This window comes from Paraburkholderia aspalathi, from assembly GCF_905220735.1.
Classification (GTDB): domain Bacteria; phylum Pseudomonadota; class Gammaproteobacteria; order Burkholderiales; family Burkholderiaceae; genus Paraburkholderia; species Paraburkholderia aspalathi.
The window spans coordinates 616,435-635,260 of the sequence record NZ_CAJNBA010000004.1; the positions used below are offsets into that span (position 1 = coordinate 616,435).

Below are 18,826 nucleotides of genomic sequence, written 5' to 3' on the forward strand. Positions count from 1 at the left end.
GCCTCTACAGTTCAAGCACCGAAACGAACTGAAGGAAGCTCAACATGAAAGCCTGGATGCTCGACCAACCCGGCAAGCCGCTGGCCTTGCGCGACGTGACCCAGTCGCAACCGCGCCGTAACGCCGTGCTGGTGCGGATGGAGGCGGTGCCCTTGCTCAGCTACACGCGTGAATATGTCGAAGGGAAGTTGCCCTACGCGTATCCGCCGACACCGTTCTCGCCCGGCACCAATGGTGTTGGCCGGGTCGTCGCGGTCGGCGAGGGCGTGGTCGCATTTCGCGCCGGTCAACGCGTTGCCGTGAATCCGTACTGGATTGCCGACGAAACGGTGCGCGAGCCGGCGCAGGCGCTGTTAGGGCTGACCGCCATTAGCGCTGACAGCGCTGCGGTGCTGGCTGAGTTCCCGCACGGCACCTTGCGCGAAGTAGCCGAATTCCCTGCGTCGACGCTGATTGCACTGGACGGTCTGGACGGGACCGACGCCACACGTCTCGCGGTTCTGGCGAAATTCGCGGTGCCCTTCGGTGGTTTGCGGCGAGGGCGTCTGTCGGCGGGCGAGACTGTGGTGGTCAACGGCGCAAGCGGTTACTTCGGCTCGGCGGCCGTGCTTGCGGCGCTGGCGCTGGGCGCGAGCAAGGTCGTCGCGCTCGGCCGGCGTTTGGAACCGCTCCAAGCGCTGGTCGAGCAAGGCCGCGGCCGTGTGGTCCCCGTCGTGCTGAGCGGCGATGCCGCGCAAGACACAGCGGCGATTCGTGCTGCAAGCGGTGGCGGCGCGGATCTCGCATTCGACATGGTCGGGCAGGCCACCGATGCGAACGCAACCCTCGCCGCACTACGCAGCCTGCGTCGCGGCGGACGGCTCGTGCTGATGGGCAGCATGCAAGTGGACCTGCCGATTCCGTACAGCGAGATGCTGTTGAACAACTGGGAATTGATCGGCCACTTCATGTACACCCGCGCCGACTATCTCGCGCTGGTTTCGCTCGCCACGTCCGGGCAGATTCCGCTCGATGCGGTCGAGTTGAAGTCGTATCCGTTTGCCGAGCTGGAAGCGGCAATCGACGCGGCCGGCCGCATGTCGGGTTTGCAATGCACGGTCGTGAACGGCGCGTCGCCGCAAGCGTGGGGTTGAGCGTGTAGTGGCTTAACTGCGGTCCTCGCCGAGCGATCCGGCTGGCCGAGCTTTGAGAAATGCGCCGACCCGCATCAAGCGGGTCGGCCGCATTGCAGAAGATGCATCCGTTCAGCCCATCACGATATTCGCCAGCTTGAACTGATACGGCACCGCCGTGGTCCCGCCGCCACCGCCCGTCATCACGATGTCGCAGCGTGCAATGCCGAGCAGCGACAACTCGGTGTTGATGTCGGAGATCACGGCCGAATTCATCACCTTGCCTTGCTCGATCTGCGAGGCGGTGCCGATCCAGAGCGTCGGCTTGAACTCGAACACGGCCTTCTGCCCAGGCACGATGCCGGTCTTCTTCGCGAGCAGCCGGTTGTCCTTGAACACGCCCGCGCTGATGGCGCCCGTGCGCAGATCGTTGCGCAACTGGATCTCGCGCGAGCTCGTCGACGCGCCGGCGATAGCGAGCACGTTGCCGGATGCCGCGCGGCTCACGCTGAACATCTGGCCGTTCTGCGCGACTTTTTGCGGCATGTAGTTACCGTCCGAGTCGCTGGCGGTAACGGTGGTGAGCAGCGGAAAGACGAACGGGTGATTGTCGCCGCGCCCGCAGTTGCTGATGACCTTCCACGCGACCGCGAGTTCGTCGAAATCCGTCGAGACGTTTTTCTGAAAGATCACGATCTGACTGTTGTTGACGTCGTTGGAGAGGTTGATGAAGTTGAGTTTGATGTCCATGGCGAACCTTTTCCTGGTGGAGTGAAGCGGCGTCGAACGACGAATCCTCCGACGCCGAACGCGTGTCCGTTACGCCATCACGACGTGTTCGAGCCGGAAGGTGAACGGCAACGAGCGCGGGCCGGGACCGCCGCCTGTCATCACGACGTCGGCGCTGGCAATGCCGAGCAGCGACAGCTCCGTGTTGATGTCGGAGATGACGGCCGAATTCAGCAGCGCGCCCTGTTCGATCTGCGACGCGACACCGATCCACAGAGTCGGCTTGAACTGGAACACGGCTTTTTGCCCCGGCGCGATCGATGTTTTGGTCGCAAGCGGACTGCCGTCCTTATAAATGGTCGCGTTCGTGGCGCCGTTCGGCAGATCGTTGCGGACCTGGACTTCCGAGCTGTTGCCCGGGTCCGTGCCGAGCGTGAGCACGTCGCCCGACGTCGAGCGGACGATCTGGAAGACCTGCCCGTTGGTGGCGGTTTGCTGCGGCATGTAGTTGCCGTAGCTGTCGCTCGCGCTGACGCTCATCGTCATGGGAAACTTGAACGGATGATTGTCGCCCTGGCCGCAGTTGCGGATCACTTTCCACGCGATCGCCAGTTCGTCGAAATCCGTCGCGACGTTTTTCTGGAAGATCACGATGTTCGAATTGTTAGCGTCGTTCGAACGGTTGACGAAGTTCAGTTGAATATCCACTTGCCTGCTCCTTGAGGTTGAAATACGGCAATCGGTTTGCCGCGCACCTTGCCACCGGCCTGCCGGTTGGACGGGCCGTCAAACGAAAGAAGAGGTGAGCGCCTTATGCAGGCGTCGTGCCGGCTCGAGGCGCTAAAGACGCGAGAGATGCACGACGTTTTCGAACGCGAAAGCGAAGGGCTGTGCGTCGACGCCGCTGCCGCCGCCTGTCATCACGATGTCGCCTGCAGCAATGCCGGCGAGGGGCAGCATCGTGTTGTCACTCGACAGCACCGCCGAACTGAGCGCGCGTCCTTCCTCGATCTGCGAGGCCACGCCGATCCACAGCGCCGGTGTGAAGCGGAAAACGGCCTTCTGCGCCGGCGCCACCGCCTGCTTGGCGGCAATCAGCTTGCCGGCGTTGAAGGCGTTGACGTTGACCGCGCCGCGCGGCATCCGGTTGGCGACCTGGATTTCCGGACCGCCGTCGGCGCCGCCCGCCTGCGCCGGTTCCGCGGTGAGCCGGGCGCGGCCGGTCGGATGAACTCCGATGACGAAACGTTCGCCGTGCTGCGCGCTCATGCGCGGCGAGAAGTTGCCGTGCTCGTCGCCAAGCGCGATCTCGATGTCGGTCGAATAGACGAACGGATGGATGCAATCCCGGCCGCAGAAGCGGATCACCTTCCATGCGATCGCGAGCTCGTCGAAATCGGGAATCACGTTGCGCTGGAACAGCACGATTTCGCTGTTGCCGCAGTCATTCGAGCGGTTGACGAAGCGAAGATTGACGTTCATTTCGCCTGCTCCGCGTCGTCATCCGAGAGATGCTTCTCGACCCACTGCGTGAGGGCGGGCGACACGCTGCCGGCGACCGACGACGTATGCAGCGCTTGCGCCCGGCTCTGCGCCTGCATGTCGTTCGCGAACCGGCCGAAGGCCATCGCGGCGTCCGTGGCGTTGCGGCTGCGGGACAGGTCGTCGAGATACTGGGCAGCGGCATCAGTGAGCGCGCCGGTGTGCTGCACGTGACCCTGGGCGATGCGCGTCGCGAGGTCGGCATTGATCGCGGCCAGCTCCTTGATCGCGGCGGCGGCGCCCGGCAGCGCGAAGCGGTCGCGCTGCTCGCGCCAGCCGGCGTCGAAGGCCGATTGCGCAGCGCTCGTGTACTGCTGGCTGCTCTGCAGGGCGGTGCGTACGAAGGCGCGCCACGTGCGGACATCCGTTGTGGCGCCCGGCAGTCCCGCCGGATTGGCCGACTGCGCGACGAGCTTGCTGAATAACTGGAAGGCGGCGAGATTGGCGTTTTCCCACTGCGTGATGAGGGTCGAGAGCATGACGGATCCTTGATCGGTTCGGTTTCGGTTCGATGAGCGATGACAATCACCGCGTTTACTGACGTGCGCCGCCCAGGCGCTCGATCATCTTCATGACGGCGGCCATTTGCGGCGCCTCGCGGGTATTGAAGTTGGGATGGTCCGGGTCGGGACTCGTGTAGCCCCAGAAGTCCCAGCAGCCGAGCGGATTGACGGCGGATTTCGCAGCCTGCGGGTAGAGCACGATCAGGCGGTTGGTGTCGGCGATCTCGTTGTAGCCGGCGCCGCGCACGAATCGTTGGCCGACGGCATCGGCGTTCTGCACACACCCGTGAAACGCGACATGGACGGCGCACGCCGCATGCAGACAATCGGCCGGCACGTACACGTAGGCCACGTCGGCGAGCGACGCACCGCGGTTGGGATCGAACTCGCGCTGATCGAAGCTCCGCAACTCGCCGCTTGCCTGCGTCGCGGGTGCATTCAACGGCGCATTGGGTCTCGCGTAGATCCAGCGCAGCATCTCGTGCGATTGCTCGAAGCCGCAGTTGTTGATGTACGGGCTTTGGTTCGCATCGCAGGGTGAGTCTTCCGGGCGGTTCGTGATCAGTGCATGGCCGGCGTCGGGATGGCGTTGATACTTGATGCTGGCTGCCGGCACGTGAGCCAGTTCATAGAAACGCTCGGCCTGATCGACCACGCGGGTCGCGACGACGCTATCCTTCGCGCCGCTGAAGAGGTAGATGCGTTGCTCGCGAAGATTGGCGGGATCATCGATCTGGCCGGCTTTCGCAAAGCGTTGCGCGGCCTGCCATGCGCCTTCCGCGGTCGGCGCCGCGCCTGCCGGCTGCATGCACAGCGTGACCGCTGCCACGGCCGGCGCGATAAAGGCCGACTCTCCGGCGCAATCGAATGCGCCACCGGCCACGATGCCCGCGCCGATCAGACGGCTCGACCAGGCAACGTCGAACTGGGCCGCCATGAACGCGCCGGACGACAATCCGGAGACGGACGTGTGTTGCAGGTCCGCGCCGAGCGTGGGCAGCGGCGCGAGGTCCGCGGCGTGTGCGCACGAGACGGTCGCGGCGATCAGCACCACTGCGCTGAACCGCGCGCGCAGGACATCGTGCCAGGATCTGCGTGATTGCCAATCAAGTTTGGATAACGAATCATTATGAATAGTTGCCGAATTCATGCCGCTGCTCCTGTTGGGTGTGTACTCGATGAGTGTTCGGGTCTACGTCTCAGGCATGCGTTGCTTGTGTTGCACTACCCTTGCAGAGTAGGTGCGCGGCGTGTTCGCATGAATAGGGCGGAAGGCTGGTACGGCGACATAGGACGGATGGCCTGGGCCGTACCCGCCGTGCATTGCCAGGTTGTCAGGGCGCGCTGCCGGGTGTGCACGGCACCAGCGGTATCGAGACGCTGCGGTCGGCCGTAGTGATGGCTAGAGGCCGGTTCGACGGTGTGTAGCGCAGCCTGTGGATGCCGCGCGGCCCAAAGCCACTGTCGATGTCGGCCAGCAGCTCGGCGCCGTCCGGGATGCCGGCGAGACTGCGGCCGCTCATCATCGTGGGCCGGCGCTGCGGGTCGTCCCAATTGGCGCTGTCGGCGGATGCATAGAAGGTGGGTAACACGCCGAGCCGGTAAAGGCTGTCGAGCGTGCGCGCAAGCCGCTTGCCGCAGAGCTCGCACAGCGCCGGCTGGTGCGCGATCTGCAAGGCCTGGCTGATGCGCACGACTTCAGCCTCGCAGGTAAGCGTCGGCGTTGGCTGTTGGGCGTGCGAATCAGCGATGGAATAGAGGACGATGGCGGCGGCTGCGATTGCACAGACAACACGCGTGTTAAGCCCGCGACCCGTCCGGTTGTGATGGTTTGAAATCATCGGGAAGCCTCCTGTCAGGACACTAGGAAAGAAAGAGCTTGCGTTCGGCCTGGCGGCGGCGCGTCAGACCCGCGAGCGGTTTGCCGCCCGCTTTGTTCCAGACGAGGAACTGGTCGGCGGCATGACTGCTTGCGCCCGCGTTCAGATAGCGCAGCAGCGTTGAGGAACGCAGCCGTCCCGCGCCGAGGTTGAAGACGAACGACATCAAGGCGTCGAATTGCTGCTGCGTGATCGCGACGCGTACCAGCTTGCGCAGCGCGAGTTCGGCGCTGCGCAAGTCGCGCCTCAGAAGCGCCAACGCCTCGGACTCCGAGAGCGGGCGGTTGAAGCTTTCGTGCGGCAGAATCAGATGTCCATAGCCGATCGTCGGTTTGCCGACGGCGTCGAGATAGCGGTTCAGGCGTAATCCCTCGAACTGTTTGATCAGGTCGATACCTTGCGTGCCGGTGCACGTGGGTTGCTCAGGCATGGCGTTTCTCCTCATCGTCGTGCCGTGCGCGCGGCACGAGGCGGTGGGTGTATTCGTCGATCACGCGCATGATCGCTTCGGGCGGGTCGAGCGCCGCAAACTGCATTTCGATGTCGATGTGCTGGCTATCGCGCTGCGCTTGCTCACCTTGGGCGTTCGGGCGTGCGGACGGCGGCGCGAGCGTCACGAAGAAACGGCCGCGTTGATCGCCGCCCGCCAATCCGCCGGCCGGTAGCGTTTCGGTGAAGTCCGCGCGCACCGTCAGATGCACGACCATCCTGTCGAGCGCCAGTCCGCGCGGCGTCGCCAGCGCGACGAGCGGCACCGGCATCGTGTGCTCCGCGTCGAGCGCGACCTCGACCGCGCGCGGCGTGAGCAGGCCGTTCTCGTCCTGGTCGAAGAACTGGTCGAGCACGGTGGTGTACTGAAGCGAGAGCAACTGATTCGCGGCGGCTGCCGCGTGTTGCATGCCGCGCGTGATGTCGTCAAGCGCGAGACCGCGTGGTGGTGGCGGTGGATCGCTCGCGCTCGACGGCGGCGCACCGCCGGACGGTGGAGTGCCGGGCGGCACGTTCGCTCCGCTGCCGTTCGCCATGTCGGCGCCGCCGGCCGCCGCCGAAGCGGACGGCGCAGCTTGCGTGACTGCCGGCGGCTCGCGCGTGCCGGGCGCAGCAGCCGGTTTGCTATCGCTAGCGTTCTGCGAGGCCGTGCGCTGTGAGGCGTTGTCGTGCGGTACGCCTTCGGCCGGCGTACCGTGTGAAGCCGGCACGCCGCGGCGCCGTTTGAAGAAGTTGAACATGGTGTCCGCCCGCCGTCAGTGGCCGCTGTGCTTACTGATGGACAGGCTGCTGGCCGCTCGCCTGCGTGCTTGCCTGCGTGCTCGCTTGCGTGGTCTCGCCGACCAGCTTGCCGTCTGTCGGTGTGGCCGGCAGCGGCTTGACGTCTTTCGCCTTGTCTTCGGTCACAACCGGTTTGGTGGCGGCGTCCGTCAGGAAGTCAATGACACGCATCAGCGCTTCCGGCGGAGGCTGCCGCTTGATCTGCGTGTGGATCGAATATTTGGCTCGCGTATCGGTGCTGCGGGTTTGCTCCGACTTGTGCGAGACACGTCCCGAGATGCTCACGCTGACCGGACCCCAGCCAAACTTCGCCTGGAATTCGCCGCTCGCATCCGTGGACTCCGACGACTTCTCCGACTGCGTGATTTCCATCTCGAAGTCGATCGTGCCTTCTTCGATCGCGATGATGGGATGAACGATCGCGGCCAGCAGCGGAATGCGCATGGTCTTCTGCACCACGCCTTTCGATACGCCGCTCTCGTCGACGAGCGTTTCGTCGTAGTCGAACTGCACAGCGACTGCCTTGCCGTTCTGAATGCACACCTGCATCAGAAAATCGGCATAACTTTTCGCCGCCTGGGTTTGCGCTGAAATCATTGCTTTCAATGGACCGGCGATCATTTGGTCCATTGGTAAAGCATTAATGACAGAGCCGATGAAATTGGCATCCATACAGACCTCCATGGTGAATTTGTGACAGTGCGAATACACTGTCTCTATTCAAATTACATAAATTGGAGAAATCTGTGGAGAGGCCATCCGTCCTGCATGACGGCAGGGCAGGGCGGCATATTAATTCTGAAAGAAATGGAGTGCCTTTTGCATTAGAACGTTTTTCACGGATCGTCGGAACTAGTGCGTCATTTTCAAAAGAGCGGTAAAAGCGAGCCGAAGAGACGCAAATAACGTGAACCCGAGCGTCTCGCTACCGAGGGGATACGCTTAAATGAACGTTCTGATGATCGATAGTCCGCCGCTATTCGTGGCAGGGGTAGCCGATGTCTTATGGAGACGGGACAGTAGTTGCCAGGTGTGGTCGGCCCAGCGTCCTGAAGACATCTACCGCATCCGGGAAGGCCTGCCGCCGGGAACGGTCGGCGCGGTCACCCTCGAATGGGACGAGCGTGCTGCGCGGATGGGCTGGCCGAAGGTGCTGCAAGATGCCTTGGGGACGGTGCCATGGCTATTCGTGGTGCGCACGGTGTGTCGCCAGGCGATCGCCGATGCGCTGATGGCGGGCGCCTCGGGCATCGTCGAGCGTCATGCGAGCGCGGACGAATTCGCCGATGCACTCTGCCGCGTCGCCTCGGGTGCGATCTACGTTCCGCCCACTTATGGCCTGGGCGCCGAGCTGGGGCCGGCTCAGGCGCAGTCCAGCGATCGCGCATTCGAGCGTCTGACGCCGCGGCAGCGCGAGGTATTGCGTCTGCTGGCCGAAGGGAAATCGAATAAGCAGATTTGCCGGGTGCTCAACGTCGCGGAGGGGACCATCAAGAACCACCTGTACGCACTTTTTCGGCAGATCGGCGTCAGCAATCGCACGGAGGCGGCGCTCTGGCTTGCGCGTCACGTGACACCTGAAAACGTGCGCGGCCAGACGCTCCTATGCGTCACGCATGAGTAAATGCCACGCTTGCATCCGGCCCGGCGCACGGGCCGGATGCAAGACCGGCTAGGCCGGTGCAATCTGATGTCCGGCGTCTTCAGCGGCAAGGGTGTCGATGGCGTGCTGCATGGGCGCCGGACTCACGCTGACTTCGCCGGCGAACGGCCGGTCGACAGCTAGCACGAAAAAGAACGCGAGTCCGAGCGTCGTTGCCCAGATGGTCACGAGCCCAAGATGAAAGCGCGTCACGGGCAACACGTACAGCAGCACCAGCGAGAGCGCGCTTGCGATCAGCATGACACCCCACAACGTCACCGGCATGGCGACATCGAGCGCCTGCAGCCGATGCTCCCGAAGCTTGGTCATTTCATTCACGCGGGCGAGCACTTCGGTCAGCAGTGCCCGCTCGCGATCGTCCGACGGCACGATCCGGTTGGTCGTCGCGAACATCTTGTCGAACGCGGCCTGGGTTCCGGCATCCGCGCGGGCGTACTGCTGCATTTGCGGCCACTCGTCGCGAACAACGTGCTCGATATAGATGATCAGCTCGCTCCTCGCGGTGAGTGCATCCGGCTTGCCGAACGACGCGAGATCGTGAGCGAGTTCAGTGGCGCACGCGGCCTCGGACGAGACCGTGCCAGCCGCGGCGTCGTAGGTACCCCAGACCGTAATGGCGGCGAACGCGACCAGCAGCGAATTGATGGTGGTCACCGCGGACATCATCGCCACAGTCATGCCGCGCTGTTCGGCATCGAGTTGAACCGGAAAGCAACGGCGAAACAGCAGATAGCCGCCCAAGGCCGCGGCGAGCGTCGCGCCGACGATCAGCGCACCCATCAAGGCGGCGGGCATGTTGTAGAGGAAGAGCATCGTGTCACTCCGGGTCGTTTGGAATGGGGGTAACGGACAGCCGGGTCGGCTCGCCTGCGAGCATCGCGCGGGTGAGATCCGCGAGACGTTGGCGTACGGTGTCGCCGGCATCCGGATGATCGAGCGACTGCTGAAGCTCGAGCAGGCTCGCGGCGATCTCGCTCTGCCATTGCGTGCGTTCGCTCACAGCCTGGGCACGGCGCGTCTGCTGTGCGGCATCCGCGTCGGACGAGCGATCGCCGCGCACGAGTGTGTCGAGCGTGTCGACGAGCCTTTGCAACAAGCGGTGTACGGCAGTTGCCGAGAAGCCGCCGAGCATCGAGAGGGCGGGTTTGCCGAAGCTGTGCATGCTGCCCTGATCGAAGAGGCGCGACGGTAGCATCTCTACGAGGATCAACCCGGCAATCAGCCCGAGAATCAGGCGCGCGCCGTAGGATGCGTCGTACTTCGGGTCGTACGTCGACGCGGCGATGTAACGATGCGCCTGAAACAGCGTCGCGAACGATGCGCCGAGTCCCGCGCAAAACAGCAGGAACAGCGCATTCCATAACAACTGCGTGCCGTGTGAGTCGAGGAAGCCGCGCTCGACGTTGTCCGCAGAGACATCGGGAGAAAGCCCGGTCGCGACCACGGCGATCAGAAACGCAATCGCCGCGACCGTCAGCAGTCTTATCAGCGGCACCGGACCGAGCCATGCGAACGGGCGGCCGAGACGATGCTGCGCATCGAGCAGCGTGACGGCTTGCGGTGTGGCCGGCGCGATGAGCGCGGCCAGTTTCCGGTGGATCGATGCAAGCGAGTGCTGCGAGGTGGCGGCGTAACGAGGCGCGTCGCCGGCAGTGCCGGGAGGCGGGTTGTCAGGCGCGGTGCCGTCGATCAGCGCGCTCAGCAGCGCGATGGTTTCAGGCGCGACGGGCAGACCGTGATGCAACGCGTAGCGCGCCATCGCCTCGCATTCGTCGCGCAATTGGGCCAGCAGTGCGCCGGGTGATGCGCCGTCAGGAGGGGCACTGACACGTGCGGCGCGCAGCCGGAACCGATTGGAAAAATGGTCGATGCCCATTTCAGCCCTCCGGTTCGTTGCGGTGGCCGATTGCGGAGCGTGCGGCGCGGCAGGCTCGAGTTAGATAGCGTTGCAAAGTCATGATGAATGTCCTGCTGTGGAAGAGTGCCGGCGTGCGTGGACGCGATAGACGGCGATGCCACTTTGCGTGTCTCGCGCGCTGCGGACAATCCAGCAGAAGTCATGGATGACGGGGTGACGAAGCGCCCGTGACGGGCGTTCGAGCGACAGCAGAAAAAAAGCGGCCTTGCTGGTTTTCAGCAAGGCCGCTTTATTAGTCGTTCAATCGATGCGGTGAAATACCGCATCGTCTGTGATATCAGTCGGGTGCCCGTTCCGGATAGCGAAGCCGCGAATGACTGCGGCCGTAGATCCCGTAGACGATGAGCCCGATCACGAGCCAGACGAAGAGCCGCAGCCACGTGACGATCGGCAGCCCCGCCATCAGCAGCAGGCAAAACAGAATCCCGAGGATCGCGATCACCGGCACGCCCGGCGCGCGGAACGGTCTCGCGGCTCCTGCGTCGCTGCGGCGCAGATAGATCACGGCGCCGCAGACGAGAATGAACGCGAACAGGGTGCCGATGCTGACCATCTCGCCTAACACGTTGATCGGTGTGAACGCCGCCACAATCGCGACGATCGCGCCGATCATTATCTGGCTCAAATGGGGTGTTTGCAGACGCGGATGGACGCGCGCGAACAGGTGCGGCAGCAGGCCATCTTGTGACATCGTGAAGAAGATACGGCTCTGGCCATATAGCAGCACGAGTATCACAGTCGTCAAGCCGGTCAGCGCGCCGATCTTGATGAGCACGGAAAACCAGGTGACGCCGATCGCATCGACACCTTTCGCGATCGGATCCGGGACGTTGAGCTGGGCATACGGAACGAGTCCTGTCAGCACGCCGGCGACCGCAATGTAGAGCAGCGTGCAGATTATCAGCGAGCCCAGAATGCCGATCGGCATATCGATCTGCGGCTTGCGTGCTTCTTGGGCCGCGGTGGACACCGCATCGAAGCCGATGAAAGCGAAGAACACGACGGCCGATCCGCGCAGAATGCCGCTCATGCCGAAATTGCCGAATTCACCGGTATTCTGCGGAATGAACGGATGCCAGTTAGCCGGATGCACAAAGAAGGCGCCGATAGCGATGAACGCCACCACCACGGTCAGCTTGATCGCCACCATGATGTTATTGAGCCGCGCGGATTCCTTGGTGCCGAGCACGAGCAGGAGAGTCAGCACGGCGATAATGAAGACCGCCGGCAAATTGACGACACCGGCTACCGTGCTGCCATCGGCCAGCGTCACCGTGGTGCCGGGTGCCGCCGCCATGGTGGGCGGAATGTTGATCCCGACGTTGTGCAACAGGCTCACGATATAGCCCGACCAGCCAACCGCAACAGTCGCCGCGCCCATCGCATATTCGAGGATCAGATCCCAGCCGATGATCCACGCGAATATTTCGCCGAGCGTGGCATACGTGTAGGTATAGCTGCTGCCGCAGACCGGCAGCATGGCTGCCAGTTCGGAGTAGCAGAGTCCGACAAAGGCGCACGCAATCCCGCCGAGGACAAACGAAAGAATGATGCTCGGGCCCGCGTAATGGGCCGCGGCCGTGCCGGTCAGAACAAAGATGCCGGCGCCGATGATCGCGCCGATACCCATCGCCGTAATGCTGGGCGCACCCAGCGACTTGGACAGTTGGTTTTCTCCACCCTCCGCGCTTGCGACAATATCCGCGACGGATTTGCGCGCCATATAACTCGTGTCAGCCATGATGAGTCGTCCTGTTCGTATGTGGGTGAATCCGAGATCGAATCGATCTGTGACGCACTGCAATAAGCGACTTCTTTAAAGGCGACTGACACTGTTGATGTTGCGGTTGAGGGGAGGACTAACGAGTTCAGTCTAGTCCGGATTTAATCGAGTGGGTACTGAAGATATAAATTGCGGATGCAGAAACGGCCTTGCGGGCGATCCGCAAGGCCGTCTTTTCAATCTCGAATCCTGATCAATCGATGCCGTGAAACACCGCGTCGTCCGGACCGAGATAAACCGGCGGGCGCCATGCGGCGTCGCGCATCGAATGCTGAACCAGCTTTTCGACGCCCAGCAGCACCGCGAAAATCGCCATCCGCACCGGGATGCCGTTATCGGTCTGGCGGAAAATCGCTAGACGCGAATCGTGATTCAGATCGACGCTCAGATCGTTCGCGCCAGGCCGGCTGTCGCGCGGCAGCGGGTGCATGATCAGCGTGTCGGGACCGCACACGCTGTCCATCAGCGCCTGATTGATCTGGAAGTCCGGCGTATAGCCTTCGAAAGATTCGTCGGTGAAGCGCTCTTTCTGGATGCGCGTGGCGTACACCACGTCGGCGCCGCGCAGCCCGGCGGGCAGATCGTGGGTTTGCTCGATCACATGATCGTTGCGCGAAATCTGCTCGATGATGTAGCTCGGCATTTCGAGCATGGGCGGCGAGATCAGCGTGAACTTGATGCCGCGATACAGTGCCAGCAGCTTGACCAGCGAATGCACCGTGCGCCCATATTTCAGGTCGCCGACGAGCGCAATATGTGCGCCGTCGACGATCTTGCCCAACCGCGAGAACTCGCGCTGGATCGTGTACAGGTCAAGCAGCGCCTGGCTCGGATGCTCGCCCGGGCCGTCGCCGCCGTTGATTACCGGCACATTGGTTGCGCGCGCGAATTCGGCCACCGAGCCTTGCTCCGGATGGCGGATCACCAGCGCATCCACATAGCCGCTCATCACGCGGCTGGTGTCGTAGATCGACTCGCCCTTGGCCATCGACGAAAACGTGAAGCCGGTGGTGTCGCACACCGAGCCGCCGAGCCGGCAGAAGGCCGCGCCGAAGCTCACGCGGGTCCGTGTACTGGCTTCGAAAAACAGATTGCCGAGCACCGCGCCTTCGAGCACGCGGGAGATTTTCCGGCGCCGCGCGATCGGCTGCATGATGTCGGCGACGCGAAACAGCGCTTCGACCGAGTCGCGCGAGAACTGGTCGACCGATAGCAGTTGCGGCTTGCCCTCGAACAGCATCTGGCTCGCCAGCGACTGCGAGTCTACGCTTTGCGTATAGTTTTCACCCGGCTCGCCATGCACCACGATTTCCGACACGAAACGCTCCACGATCTCCGGCATGGCCCGCGATTCCTGCGAATCGTCCGGCAAGAGCCATGTGTCCAGCGCACGGCGTGACACGCCGATACGGCTCGCGAACGTCTCGCGGGTCATGTTCATGCGACGCATCGCGTCGCGCAGGAAAGCTTGTTGTGGGACGCTCATGCGGGCACCTGTCGGGAAAGGGCTGCGAACCGGATATGTACGCGGTGCGTATATTAGTTTCCCTGTCGCAGAAGTCAAGCAATTTTGCGAGTTTGGCCAATCCGTTTGGCCGCCCCCTTTGCAAACTCGCTCCGGACGCGGTTACACTGCGTGTCATGCATTCCGGCCAAACGCTCCGACTCCGTCCGTCAACCATCGCCCGTCTCGCTTTTGCGAGCGTCGTGGTCGCACGCGCGGGTTTCCCGAGCGTTAGCGCCAAAGCCAAAAAACAGCCGCTCATCTGACCGGAGTTGCTGTTCCGTCAGATGTTGCGACGGAACAGCCGGTCAACGCCCCCTGCGGCATTCCCTGTTTTTCCTCCCTCGCACCGCTGATCGGAATCGATACGGTCGTCATCGAGGTAAAGACATGTCTATTTTTTCGGGTATCTGGGTTCCGCTCATCACGCCGTTCGCCGATGGCGAGGTGGATCACGCCGCGTTGCGCGCGCTGGTGCGCCGCTATGCCGACGCGGGCATCGCCGGGCTGGTCGCGCTCGGCACCACCGGCGAACCGGCCGCGCTCGACGACGCCGAACAGGACGCTGTGCTGGCGACGATTCTCGACGAAGCGCGAGCCGCCGCTCACAGCACTCACGGCGCGGACGTACGAGCGCTGCCGGTGCTGGTCGGCGTGTCGGGCAATCACACGGCGAGCATGAAGGAGCGTATCGAGCAACTGAACGCGCTGCCGATCGCCGGTGTGCTGATGGCCGCGCCGTATTACATCCGACCTTCGCAAGCGGGCATCGTCGGGCATTTCACGGCGCTTGCCGATGCGAGCGACAAGCCCGTCGTGCTGTACGACATTCCTTATCGAACCGGCGTGCGGCTCGAACTCGACACGCTGCTGACGCTCGCCGCGCATCCGCGGATTGAGGCGGTGAAGGATTGCGCCGGTTCGCTCGACACCACGCTCGCGCTGATTCGCGACGGGCGCTTGCAGGTGCTGACCGGCGAGGACATCAATATTTTCAACACGTTGTGTCTGGGTGGGAGTGGGGCGATCGCGGCCTCGGCGCATCTGCGGCCGGAACGGTTTGTCGCGCTGTATCGTGCGCTGTCAGCAGGACGGCTCGACGAAGGACGGCGTATTTTTCATGAGCTCGCGCCGCTGATCCAGGCGCTGTTCGCCGAACCGAATCCGGCGCCGGTGAAGGCCCTGCTCGCCGCGCAAGGTCTGATACGCGACGAGCTGCGCATGCCGATGACGCGTGCCGGTGATGCGCTGGTCGCGCGGCTCAGGGAGCTGGAAGGGCTTGATCGGATAGAGGCGCACGCAGCGGTATAGCCGGTTTGAGTGCGGATTTTCTCCGGGCCATCTGTATTTGAAATGATGGCTCGTGATGCCAGGCTAAGCAGCCCGCGCAGCGTCAAACAGTCCCCGGCAGCGTCTGGCGTTGCGTGGACGTGTCGTGGCCGAGCACGTCGCGCTGCGTGCGCGATTCGTGTAGTCCGCGCATTTCCCGTGACTCGGCGAGACGCTCCAGCGCGCCGCGGTCGAGCGTGGCGAGCATGTCGCGTTCGACGATCAGATGATGCAAGGCCAGCACGATCAGGCCGATGGTCAGCAGCAGATCGCCAGCAAATACGACCGCATAAAGTGCCGAGGTGGTGCGAGGATTGCCGTACAGCAGCGTCATGTTGGAGCGGTCGAGCAACACGAGCACGAGTGGCACGATGGCATTGAGCGTCGCGATACCGCTGCCTATCGCCACCAGCATACGAGCTGCCCCAAGTTGCGGACGGCGGCGCCGGTAGACCTCATATAGTGTCGCCGCGCGGCACGGCGCAAAAAACAGCGCCAGCAGGCTGGCGCGGACCGCCAGCGGTGCATTCAATGTCAGCACGCTCCCATACAGCACGCAGAACACGGCAGTGACGGCGAGGCCGGCGCGCCACGGCGCCGATGCACCGAACAGGTCACGCGTGCCCGTCCAGATCAGAATGCGGCTTTGCAACGCCAGCGTGGCGGTGGCCAGCAGCAGCAGATCGCTGGGCCAGATCTTGTGCAACGTGAAGCATGCCGTGGCGGTGGCAAGCAGATAAAAGCCGACGGCCCAGAAGCGGAAGGCGCCCACCTGCGCGAACATACGCGAAAGCGCTGTCGTGATGAGGGCGCTGCACAGGAACGTGATCAGCCACACCGTTTGGAACGTCGCTACGTCAATTTTCATGAAGTCTCCAGCAACCAATCTGTTTGTTCCTGCTTATAGGTAGAACGGGGCGACGCAGCGGGCGCGCCACGATAGGCGAACCGGGTCGCAAAGGTACACGTCTTTCAAACAGATCAGGATGTTCATGCGGCCACCATTCTTGCCCGCAGCAGATCGCCGAAGTCCTCGGCGGTGAGCGGCTTGCCTAACAGGAAGCCTTGCATTTCGTCGCACATCATCGACTTGAGCATGTCGAGCTGCGATTCGGTTTCGACGCCTTCGGCCACCACGTCCATTTCCAGCGAGTGAGCGAGCGCGATGATCGCGGAAACGATCGCGCTGCCTTCCGGTCCGTGCTCGTCGAGCCCGTTGGTGAAGAAGCGGTCGATCTTCAACTGCTTGACGCGAAAGCGTTGCAGATAGGCAAGGCTCGAATAGCCGGTGCCGAAATCGTCGATGGCGATTTCAAAGCCGCTTGCCTGGAACGCGCGGATCATCTCGATGGTTTTCTGCGCGTCCTGCATGGCGACGGTTTCGGTGATCTCGAACATGATCTGCCCGCATTGCACGCCTTCGGCTTGCACGATCTCGAGCATCGTCGCGACGAGGTCCGGTTGCGACAACTGGCGCGGCGACAGATTGATCGCCACTTTCATCGAGGGCAGGCCCTGGTCGACCCAGCGGCGAATCTGCCGGCACGTCTCGCGCAGCACCCAATAGCCGATCTGCACGATCTGACCCGAGCGCTCGGCAATCGGAATGAACTCGAGCGGCGCCAGCGCGCCGAGTTGCGGATGATTCAGGCGAATGAGCGCTTCGGCACCGGCCAGCGAGTCGCCGCTGCCGTGGAACTTCGGCTGGAAGTGCAGTGAGAAATGGCCGGCGGTGAGCGCCTCGTGCAGCGCGCTTTGAATTTGCAGCGTGCGCGTCGCGGCTTCGTTCATGCTTTGTTCAAAGAAGCGATAGGTGCTGCGGCCCGCGCGCTTGGCTTCGTACATGGCGGCGTCGGCATGCTTGAGCAGCGTGTCGACGCTATCGCCGTCGTAGGGAAAGAGCGCGATGCCGATGCTCGGCATCACCTGCAGCGGCTGCGAATCGGTCCATACGCCCTGGCGCATCCGTTCGAGCACGCCTTCGGCCATCGAGCCGGCGTCTTCCCGTGACGCCAGGTTCTCGGACAGCACGACGAACTCGTCGCCGCCGAGACGCGCGACGGTGTCGCTCTCTCGCACACACAGCAGCAGGCGCTGGGCGAATGCGGACAGCACTTCGTCGCCGGCCGAGTGACCAAGTGAATCGTTGATGGTCTTGAAGCCGTCCAGATCCATGAACAGGATGGCGAACAGCGAACGCTGCCGGCGCGCGCTATGAATGGCGCGGTCGATGCGTTCGGTGAGCGTGCTGCGGTTGGGCAGGCCCGTCAGCGTGTCGAGCGTGGCGAGCCGCACGATCTGTCCGTTCAGCTTTGAGACTGCGCCGACCAGAAAGCTGGTGCGCGCATCGAAACGCGACAGTATGAGCGTGACGATCAGAATCGCAAACGTGAACAGGATCACCGAAGTCGCGAGCCATGCGGCGTTCACGCCCTTGGCCGCGCCGCAGATGGCGCCGGGCGGAAACTCGGCGGCCGCCATGCCGGCGTAGTGCATGCCGCTGATCGCGACGCCCATCACCAGCGCCGCAATGAAACGTTTGCGCAAAACGTGGAGTTCGTCATCGTTACTGAGTGCGCGAGCTATCCACAGGGCGGCGGTCGAGGCGCCGATCGCGATCGCCAGCGAGCCGGCGAACCAGGCCGGCTGATAGTGGATGCCCGGCTCCATTTGCATCGCCGCCATGCCGGTGTAGTGCATGCCGGCAATGCCGAAGCCCATCAGCACGCCGCCGGCCACGAGCCGAAGCAGTGTGAGCCGCGCGTGGGTCGTCACGACCAGCGCCAGATACGACGCGCCGATCGCGAGTCCGAGCGAATAAGCCGTGGTCGCGAAATCGTAGCCGAGCGGAATCGGCAGCGAGAAGGCGAGCATGGCGACGAAGTGCATCGACCAGATGCCGACACCGAGCGCGGCGGCGCCGCCGAGACGCCACGCGTGCCGCAAACTGGCCGACGCCAACAGGAAGATACGGCCCGTCAGATCGAGCGCCGTGTACGACGCCAGCGTCGCGACGACGAACGAGAATCCGACCAGCCAAAAATTGTATGAGCTCTGCATGTTAAGTCCAACCGCGAGAGGGAAGCGGCTGAACTTGTTATCGACAGTTGGTGGCGTTTATTTAATTGATTTTCAATATGTTAGTCATGGGGTTTGAGCATCACACGGCTGGCGTGATGTGTACCAGGGTTAATCCTTCGTCGAGCCAGCCCGTAATGCCGCCGATCATCAGTTTGACGGGGCGTCCCAGCTGCGCGAGACGCAGTGCGCCGCGTGCGGCGCCGTTGCAGTGTGGGCCTGCGCAGTAGGTGACGAACAGTGTGTCTTGCGGGTACTCGGCGAGCTTCGACGCCACGATTTTTCCGTGCGGCAGGTTCAGCGCACCCGGCACGTGGCCCTGTTCGAACAGCGCCGGGCTGCGCACGTCGAGCAGCACGAAGCCGGGCGTGCCGCTCGCGAGTGCCGCGGATACGTCCGAGCAGTCGGTTTCGAATTGCAGCGACGCCTGAAAGTGGGCAACGGCGGCGGCGCTATCGGCGGCAGGGATGGCGGTGACGGAGTTGTGAGCGGTGAGGGTGTTGAGCATCGGCATGG

19 protein-coding genes are annotated in these 18,826 nt (G+C 63.2%); 3 read left to right on the forward strand and 16 right to left on the reverse strand.

What is annotated here, in order from left to right:
* The first annotated feature begins 44 nt into the window (after nucleotides 1-44).
* Nucleotides 45-1,133: a zinc-binding dehydrogenase gene (locus KHO30_RS25580; protein WP_211702713.1), complete on the forward strand. Its 1,089-nt coding sequence runs from the start codon at nucleotides 45-47 to the stop codon at nucleotides 1,131-1,133.
* A gap of 111 nt (nucleotides 1,134-1,244) precedes the next feature.
* Here the strand turns inward: KHO30_RS25580 and KHO30_RS25585 are convergent, their stop codons facing one another.
* The 9 genes from KHO30_RS25585 to KHO30_RS25625 all read right to left on the reverse strand — a co-directional run bounded on the left by KHO30_RS25585 (nucleotide 1,245) and on the right by KHO30_RS25625 (nucleotide 7,707).
* A complete protein-coding gene (locus KHO30_RS25585; RefSeq protein WP_093632963.1) occupies nucleotides 1,245-1,862 on the reverse strand; it encodes a hypothetical protein in 618 nt (205 codons plus the stop codon).
* Nucleotides 1,863-1,931: 69 nt separating this feature from the next.
* Nucleotides 1,932-2,549 (reverse strand): hypothetical protein, encoded by a 618-nt coding sequence (locus tag KHO30_RS25590; protein WP_093632962.1) that lies wholly within the window; start codon nucleotides 2,547-2,549, stop codon nucleotides 1,932-1,934.
* Between the two features lie 132 nt (nucleotides 2,550-2,681).
* On the reverse strand, nucleotides 2,682-3,323 hold the full coding sequence (locus KHO30_RS25595; protein ID WP_211702714.1) for a hypothetical protein: 642 nt from the start codon (nucleotides 3,321-3,323) through the stop codon (nucleotides 2,682-2,684).
* Entirely contained in the window at nucleotides 3,320-3,862 is a 543-nt protein-coding gene (locus KHO30_RS25600; RefSeq protein ID WP_093632960.1) for a hypothetical protein, read from the reverse strand. Before KHO30_RS25600 ends, KHO30_RS25595 begins: the two co-directional genes overlap by 4 nt.
* 55 nt (nucleotides 3,863-3,917) lie before the next feature.
* Nucleotides 3,918-5,036 carry an extracellular catalytic domain type 2 short-chain-length polyhydroxyalkanoate depolymerase gene (locus KHO30_RS25605; RefSeq protein WP_211702715.1) on the reverse strand — a complete coding sequence of 373 codons (1,119 nt, stop codon included), beginning with the start codon at nucleotides 5,034-5,036 and terminating at the stop codon, nucleotides 3,918-3,920.
* Between the two features lie 184 nt (nucleotides 5,037-5,220).
* Nucleotides 5,221-5,727, reverse strand: coding sequence for a hypothetical protein (locus tag KHO30_RS25610; protein WP_211702716.1), 507 nt, complete (start codon nucleotides 5,725-5,727; stop codon nucleotides 5,221-5,223).
* A 22-nt stretch (nucleotides 5,728-5,749) separates the two neighbouring features.
* Nucleotides 5,750-6,196, reverse strand: a complete 447-nt coding sequence (locus tag KHO30_RS25615; protein ID WP_093632957.1) for a lysozyme — start codon at nucleotides 6,194-6,196, stop codon at nucleotides 5,750-5,752.
* The gene (locus KHO30_RS25620) at nucleotides 6,189-6,995 is read right to left on the reverse strand and encodes a DUF2589 domain-containing protein (RefSeq protein WP_244864132.1); all 807 of its coding nucleotides are present in this window, start codon (nucleotides 6,993-6,995) and stop codon (nucleotides 6,189-6,191) included. The genes KHO30_RS25615 and KHO30_RS25620 overlap by 8 nt, the downstream gene beginning before the upstream one ends.
* A 31-nt stretch (nucleotides 6,996-7,026) precedes the next feature.
* Nucleotides 7,027-7,707: a DUF2589 domain-containing protein gene (locus KHO30_RS25625; protein ID WP_054038856.1), complete on the reverse strand. Its 681-nt coding sequence runs from the start codon at nucleotides 7,705-7,707 to the stop codon at nucleotides 7,027-7,029.
* A gap of 274 nt (nucleotides 7,708-7,981) precedes the next feature.
* Between KHO30_RS25625 and KHO30_RS25630 the strand changes: the two genes are divergently transcribed.
* Complete coding sequence (locus KHO30_RS25630; protein ID WP_093632956.1) at nucleotides 7,982-8,659, forward strand: response regulator transcription factor; 678 nt, start codon at nucleotides 7,982-7,984, stop codon at nucleotides 8,657-8,659.
* 48 nt (nucleotides 8,660-8,707) lie between these two features.
* On the opposite strand, the gene KHO30_RS25635 is transcribed toward KHO30_RS25630, so the two are convergent.
* From KHO30_RS25635 to KHO30_RS25650, 4 genes are all read right to left on the reverse strand, one after another.
* Nucleotides 8,708-9,511, reverse strand: coding sequence for a bestrophin-like domain (locus KHO30_RS25635; RefSeq protein WP_200651571.1), 804 nt, complete (start codon nucleotides 9,509-9,511; stop codon nucleotides 8,708-8,710).
* A gap of 4 nt (nucleotides 9,512-9,515) precedes the next feature.
* Nucleotides 9,516-10,574 (reverse strand): hypothetical protein, encoded by a 1,059-nt coding sequence (locus KHO30_RS25640; RefSeq protein WP_211702717.1) that lies wholly within the window; start codon nucleotides 10,572-10,574, stop codon nucleotides 9,516-9,518.
* A 319-nt stretch (nucleotides 10,575-10,893) separates the two neighbouring features.
* The gene (locus tag KHO30_RS25645) at nucleotides 10,894-12,357 is read right to left on the reverse strand and encodes an amino acid permease (protein ID WP_211702718.1); all 1,464 of its coding nucleotides are present in this window, start codon (nucleotides 12,355-12,357) and stop codon (nucleotides 10,894-10,896) included.
* 235 nt (nucleotides 12,358-12,592) lie between these two features.
* A complete protein-coding gene (locus tag KHO30_RS25650; protein ID WP_054038849.1) occupies nucleotides 12,593-13,885 on the reverse strand; it encodes an aspartate carbamoyltransferase in 1,293 nt (430 codons plus the stop codon).
* 408 nt (nucleotides 13,886-14,293) lie between these two features.
* Between KHO30_RS25650 and dapA the strand changes: the two genes are divergently transcribed.
* A complete protein-coding gene (dapA, locus tag KHO30_RS25655) occupies nucleotides 14,294-15,214 on the forward strand; it encodes a 4-hydroxy-tetrahydrodipicolinate synthase (protein WP_211702719.1) in 921 nt (306 codons plus the stop codon).
* Between the two features lie 82 nt (nucleotides 15,215-15,296).
* Here dapA and KHO30_RS25660 read toward each other — a convergent pair whose 3' ends face one another.
* The 3 genes from KHO30_RS25660 to KHO30_RS25670 all read right to left on the reverse strand — a co-directional run bounded on the left by KHO30_RS25660 (nucleotide 15,297) and on the right by KHO30_RS25670 (nucleotide 18,824).
* Nucleotides 15,297-16,100: a hypothetical protein gene (locus KHO30_RS25660; protein WP_200620935.1), complete on the reverse strand. Its 804-nt coding sequence runs from the start codon at nucleotides 16,098-16,100 to the stop codon at nucleotides 15,297-15,299.
* Nucleotides 16,101-16,222: 122 nt separating this feature from the next.
* On the reverse strand, nucleotides 16,223-18,292 hold the full coding sequence (locus KHO30_RS25665; protein WP_200620936.1) for a putative bifunctional diguanylate cyclase/phosphodiesterase: 2,070 nt from the start codon (nucleotides 18,290-18,292) through the stop codon (nucleotides 16,223-16,225).
* Nucleotides 18,293-18,392: 100 nt separating this feature from the next.
* Nucleotides 18,393-18,824, reverse strand: a complete 432-nt coding sequence (locus tag KHO30_RS25670) for a rhodanese-like domain-containing protein (protein ID WP_211702720.1) — start codon at nucleotides 18,822-18,824, stop codon at nucleotides 18,393-18,395.
* Between the last annotated feature and the right edge of the window lie 2 nt (nucleotides 18,825-18,826).

Excerpts from the sequence above, each read along its gene's own strand:
- KHO30_RS25580 (WP_211702713.1), top strand. The coding sequence starts at position 45 with ATGAAAGCCTGGATGCTCGACCAACCCGGCAAGCCGCTGGCCTTGCGC.
- KHO30_RS25585 (WP_093632963.1), bottom strand. The coding sequence starts at position 1,862 with ATGGACATCAAACTCAACTTCATCAACCTCTCCAACGACGTCAACAAC.
- KHO30_RS25595 (WP_211702714.1), bottom strand. The coding sequence starts at position 3,323 with ATGAACGTCAATCTTCGCTTCGTCAACCGCTCGAATGACTGCGGCAAC.
- KHO30_RS25600 (WP_093632960.1), bottom strand. The coding sequence starts at position 3,862 with ATGCTCTCGACCCTCATCACGCAGTGGGAAAACGCCAATCTCGCCGCC.
- KHO30_RS25605 (WP_211702715.1), bottom strand. The coding sequence starts at position 5,036 with ATGAATTCGGCAACTATTCATAATGATTCGTTATCCAAACTTGATTGG.
- KHO30_RS25610 (WP_211702716.1), bottom strand. The coding sequence starts at position 5,727 with ATGATTTCAAACCATCACAACCGGACGGGTCGCGGGCTTAACACGCGT.
- KHO30_RS25615 (WP_093632957.1), bottom strand. The coding sequence starts at position 6,196 with ATGCCTGAGCAACCCACGTGCACCGGCACGCAAGGTATCGACCTGATC.
- KHO30_RS25620 (WP_244864132.1), bottom strand. The coding sequence starts at position 6,995 with ATGTTCAACTTCTTCAAACGGCGCCGCGGCGTGCCGGCTTCACACGGT.
- KHO30_RS25625 (WP_054038856.1), bottom strand. The coding sequence starts at position 7,707 with ATGGATGCCAATTTCATCGGCTCTGTCATTAATGCTTTACCAATGGAC.
- KHO30_RS25630 (WP_093632956.1), top strand. The coding sequence starts at position 7,982 with ATGAACGTTCTGATGATCGATAGTCCGCCGCTATTCGTGGCAGGGGTA.
- KHO30_RS25635 (WP_200651571.1), bottom strand. The coding sequence starts at position 9,511 with ATGCTCTTCCTCTACAACATGCCCGCCGCCTTGATGGGTGCGCTGATC.
- KHO30_RS25640 (WP_211702717.1), bottom strand. The coding sequence starts at position 10,574 with ATGGGCATCGACCATTTTTCCAATCGGTTCCGGCTGCGCGCCGCACGT.
- KHO30_RS25645 (WP_211702718.1), bottom strand. The coding sequence starts at position 12,357 with ATGGCTGACACGAGTTATATGGCGCGCAAATCCGTCGCGGATATTGTC.
- KHO30_RS25650 (WP_054038849.1), bottom strand. The coding sequence starts at position 13,885 with ATGAGCGTCCCACAACAAGCTTTCCTGCGCGACGCGATGCGTCGCATG.
- dapA (WP_211702719.1), top strand. The coding sequence starts at position 14,294 with ATGTCTATTTTTTCGGGTATCTGGGTTCCGCTCATCACGCCGTTCGCC.
- KHO30_RS25660 (WP_200620935.1), bottom strand. The coding sequence starts at position 16,100 with ATGAAAATTGACGTAGCGACGTTCCAAACGGTGTGGCTGATCACGTTC.
- KHO30_RS25665 (WP_200620936.1), bottom strand. The coding sequence starts at position 18,292 with ATGCAGAGCTCATACAATTTTTGGCTGGTCGGATTCTCGTTCGTCGTC.
- KHO30_RS25670 (WP_211702720.1), bottom strand. The coding sequence starts at position 18,824 with ATGCCGATGCTCAACACCCTCACCGCTCACAACTCCGTCACCGCCATC.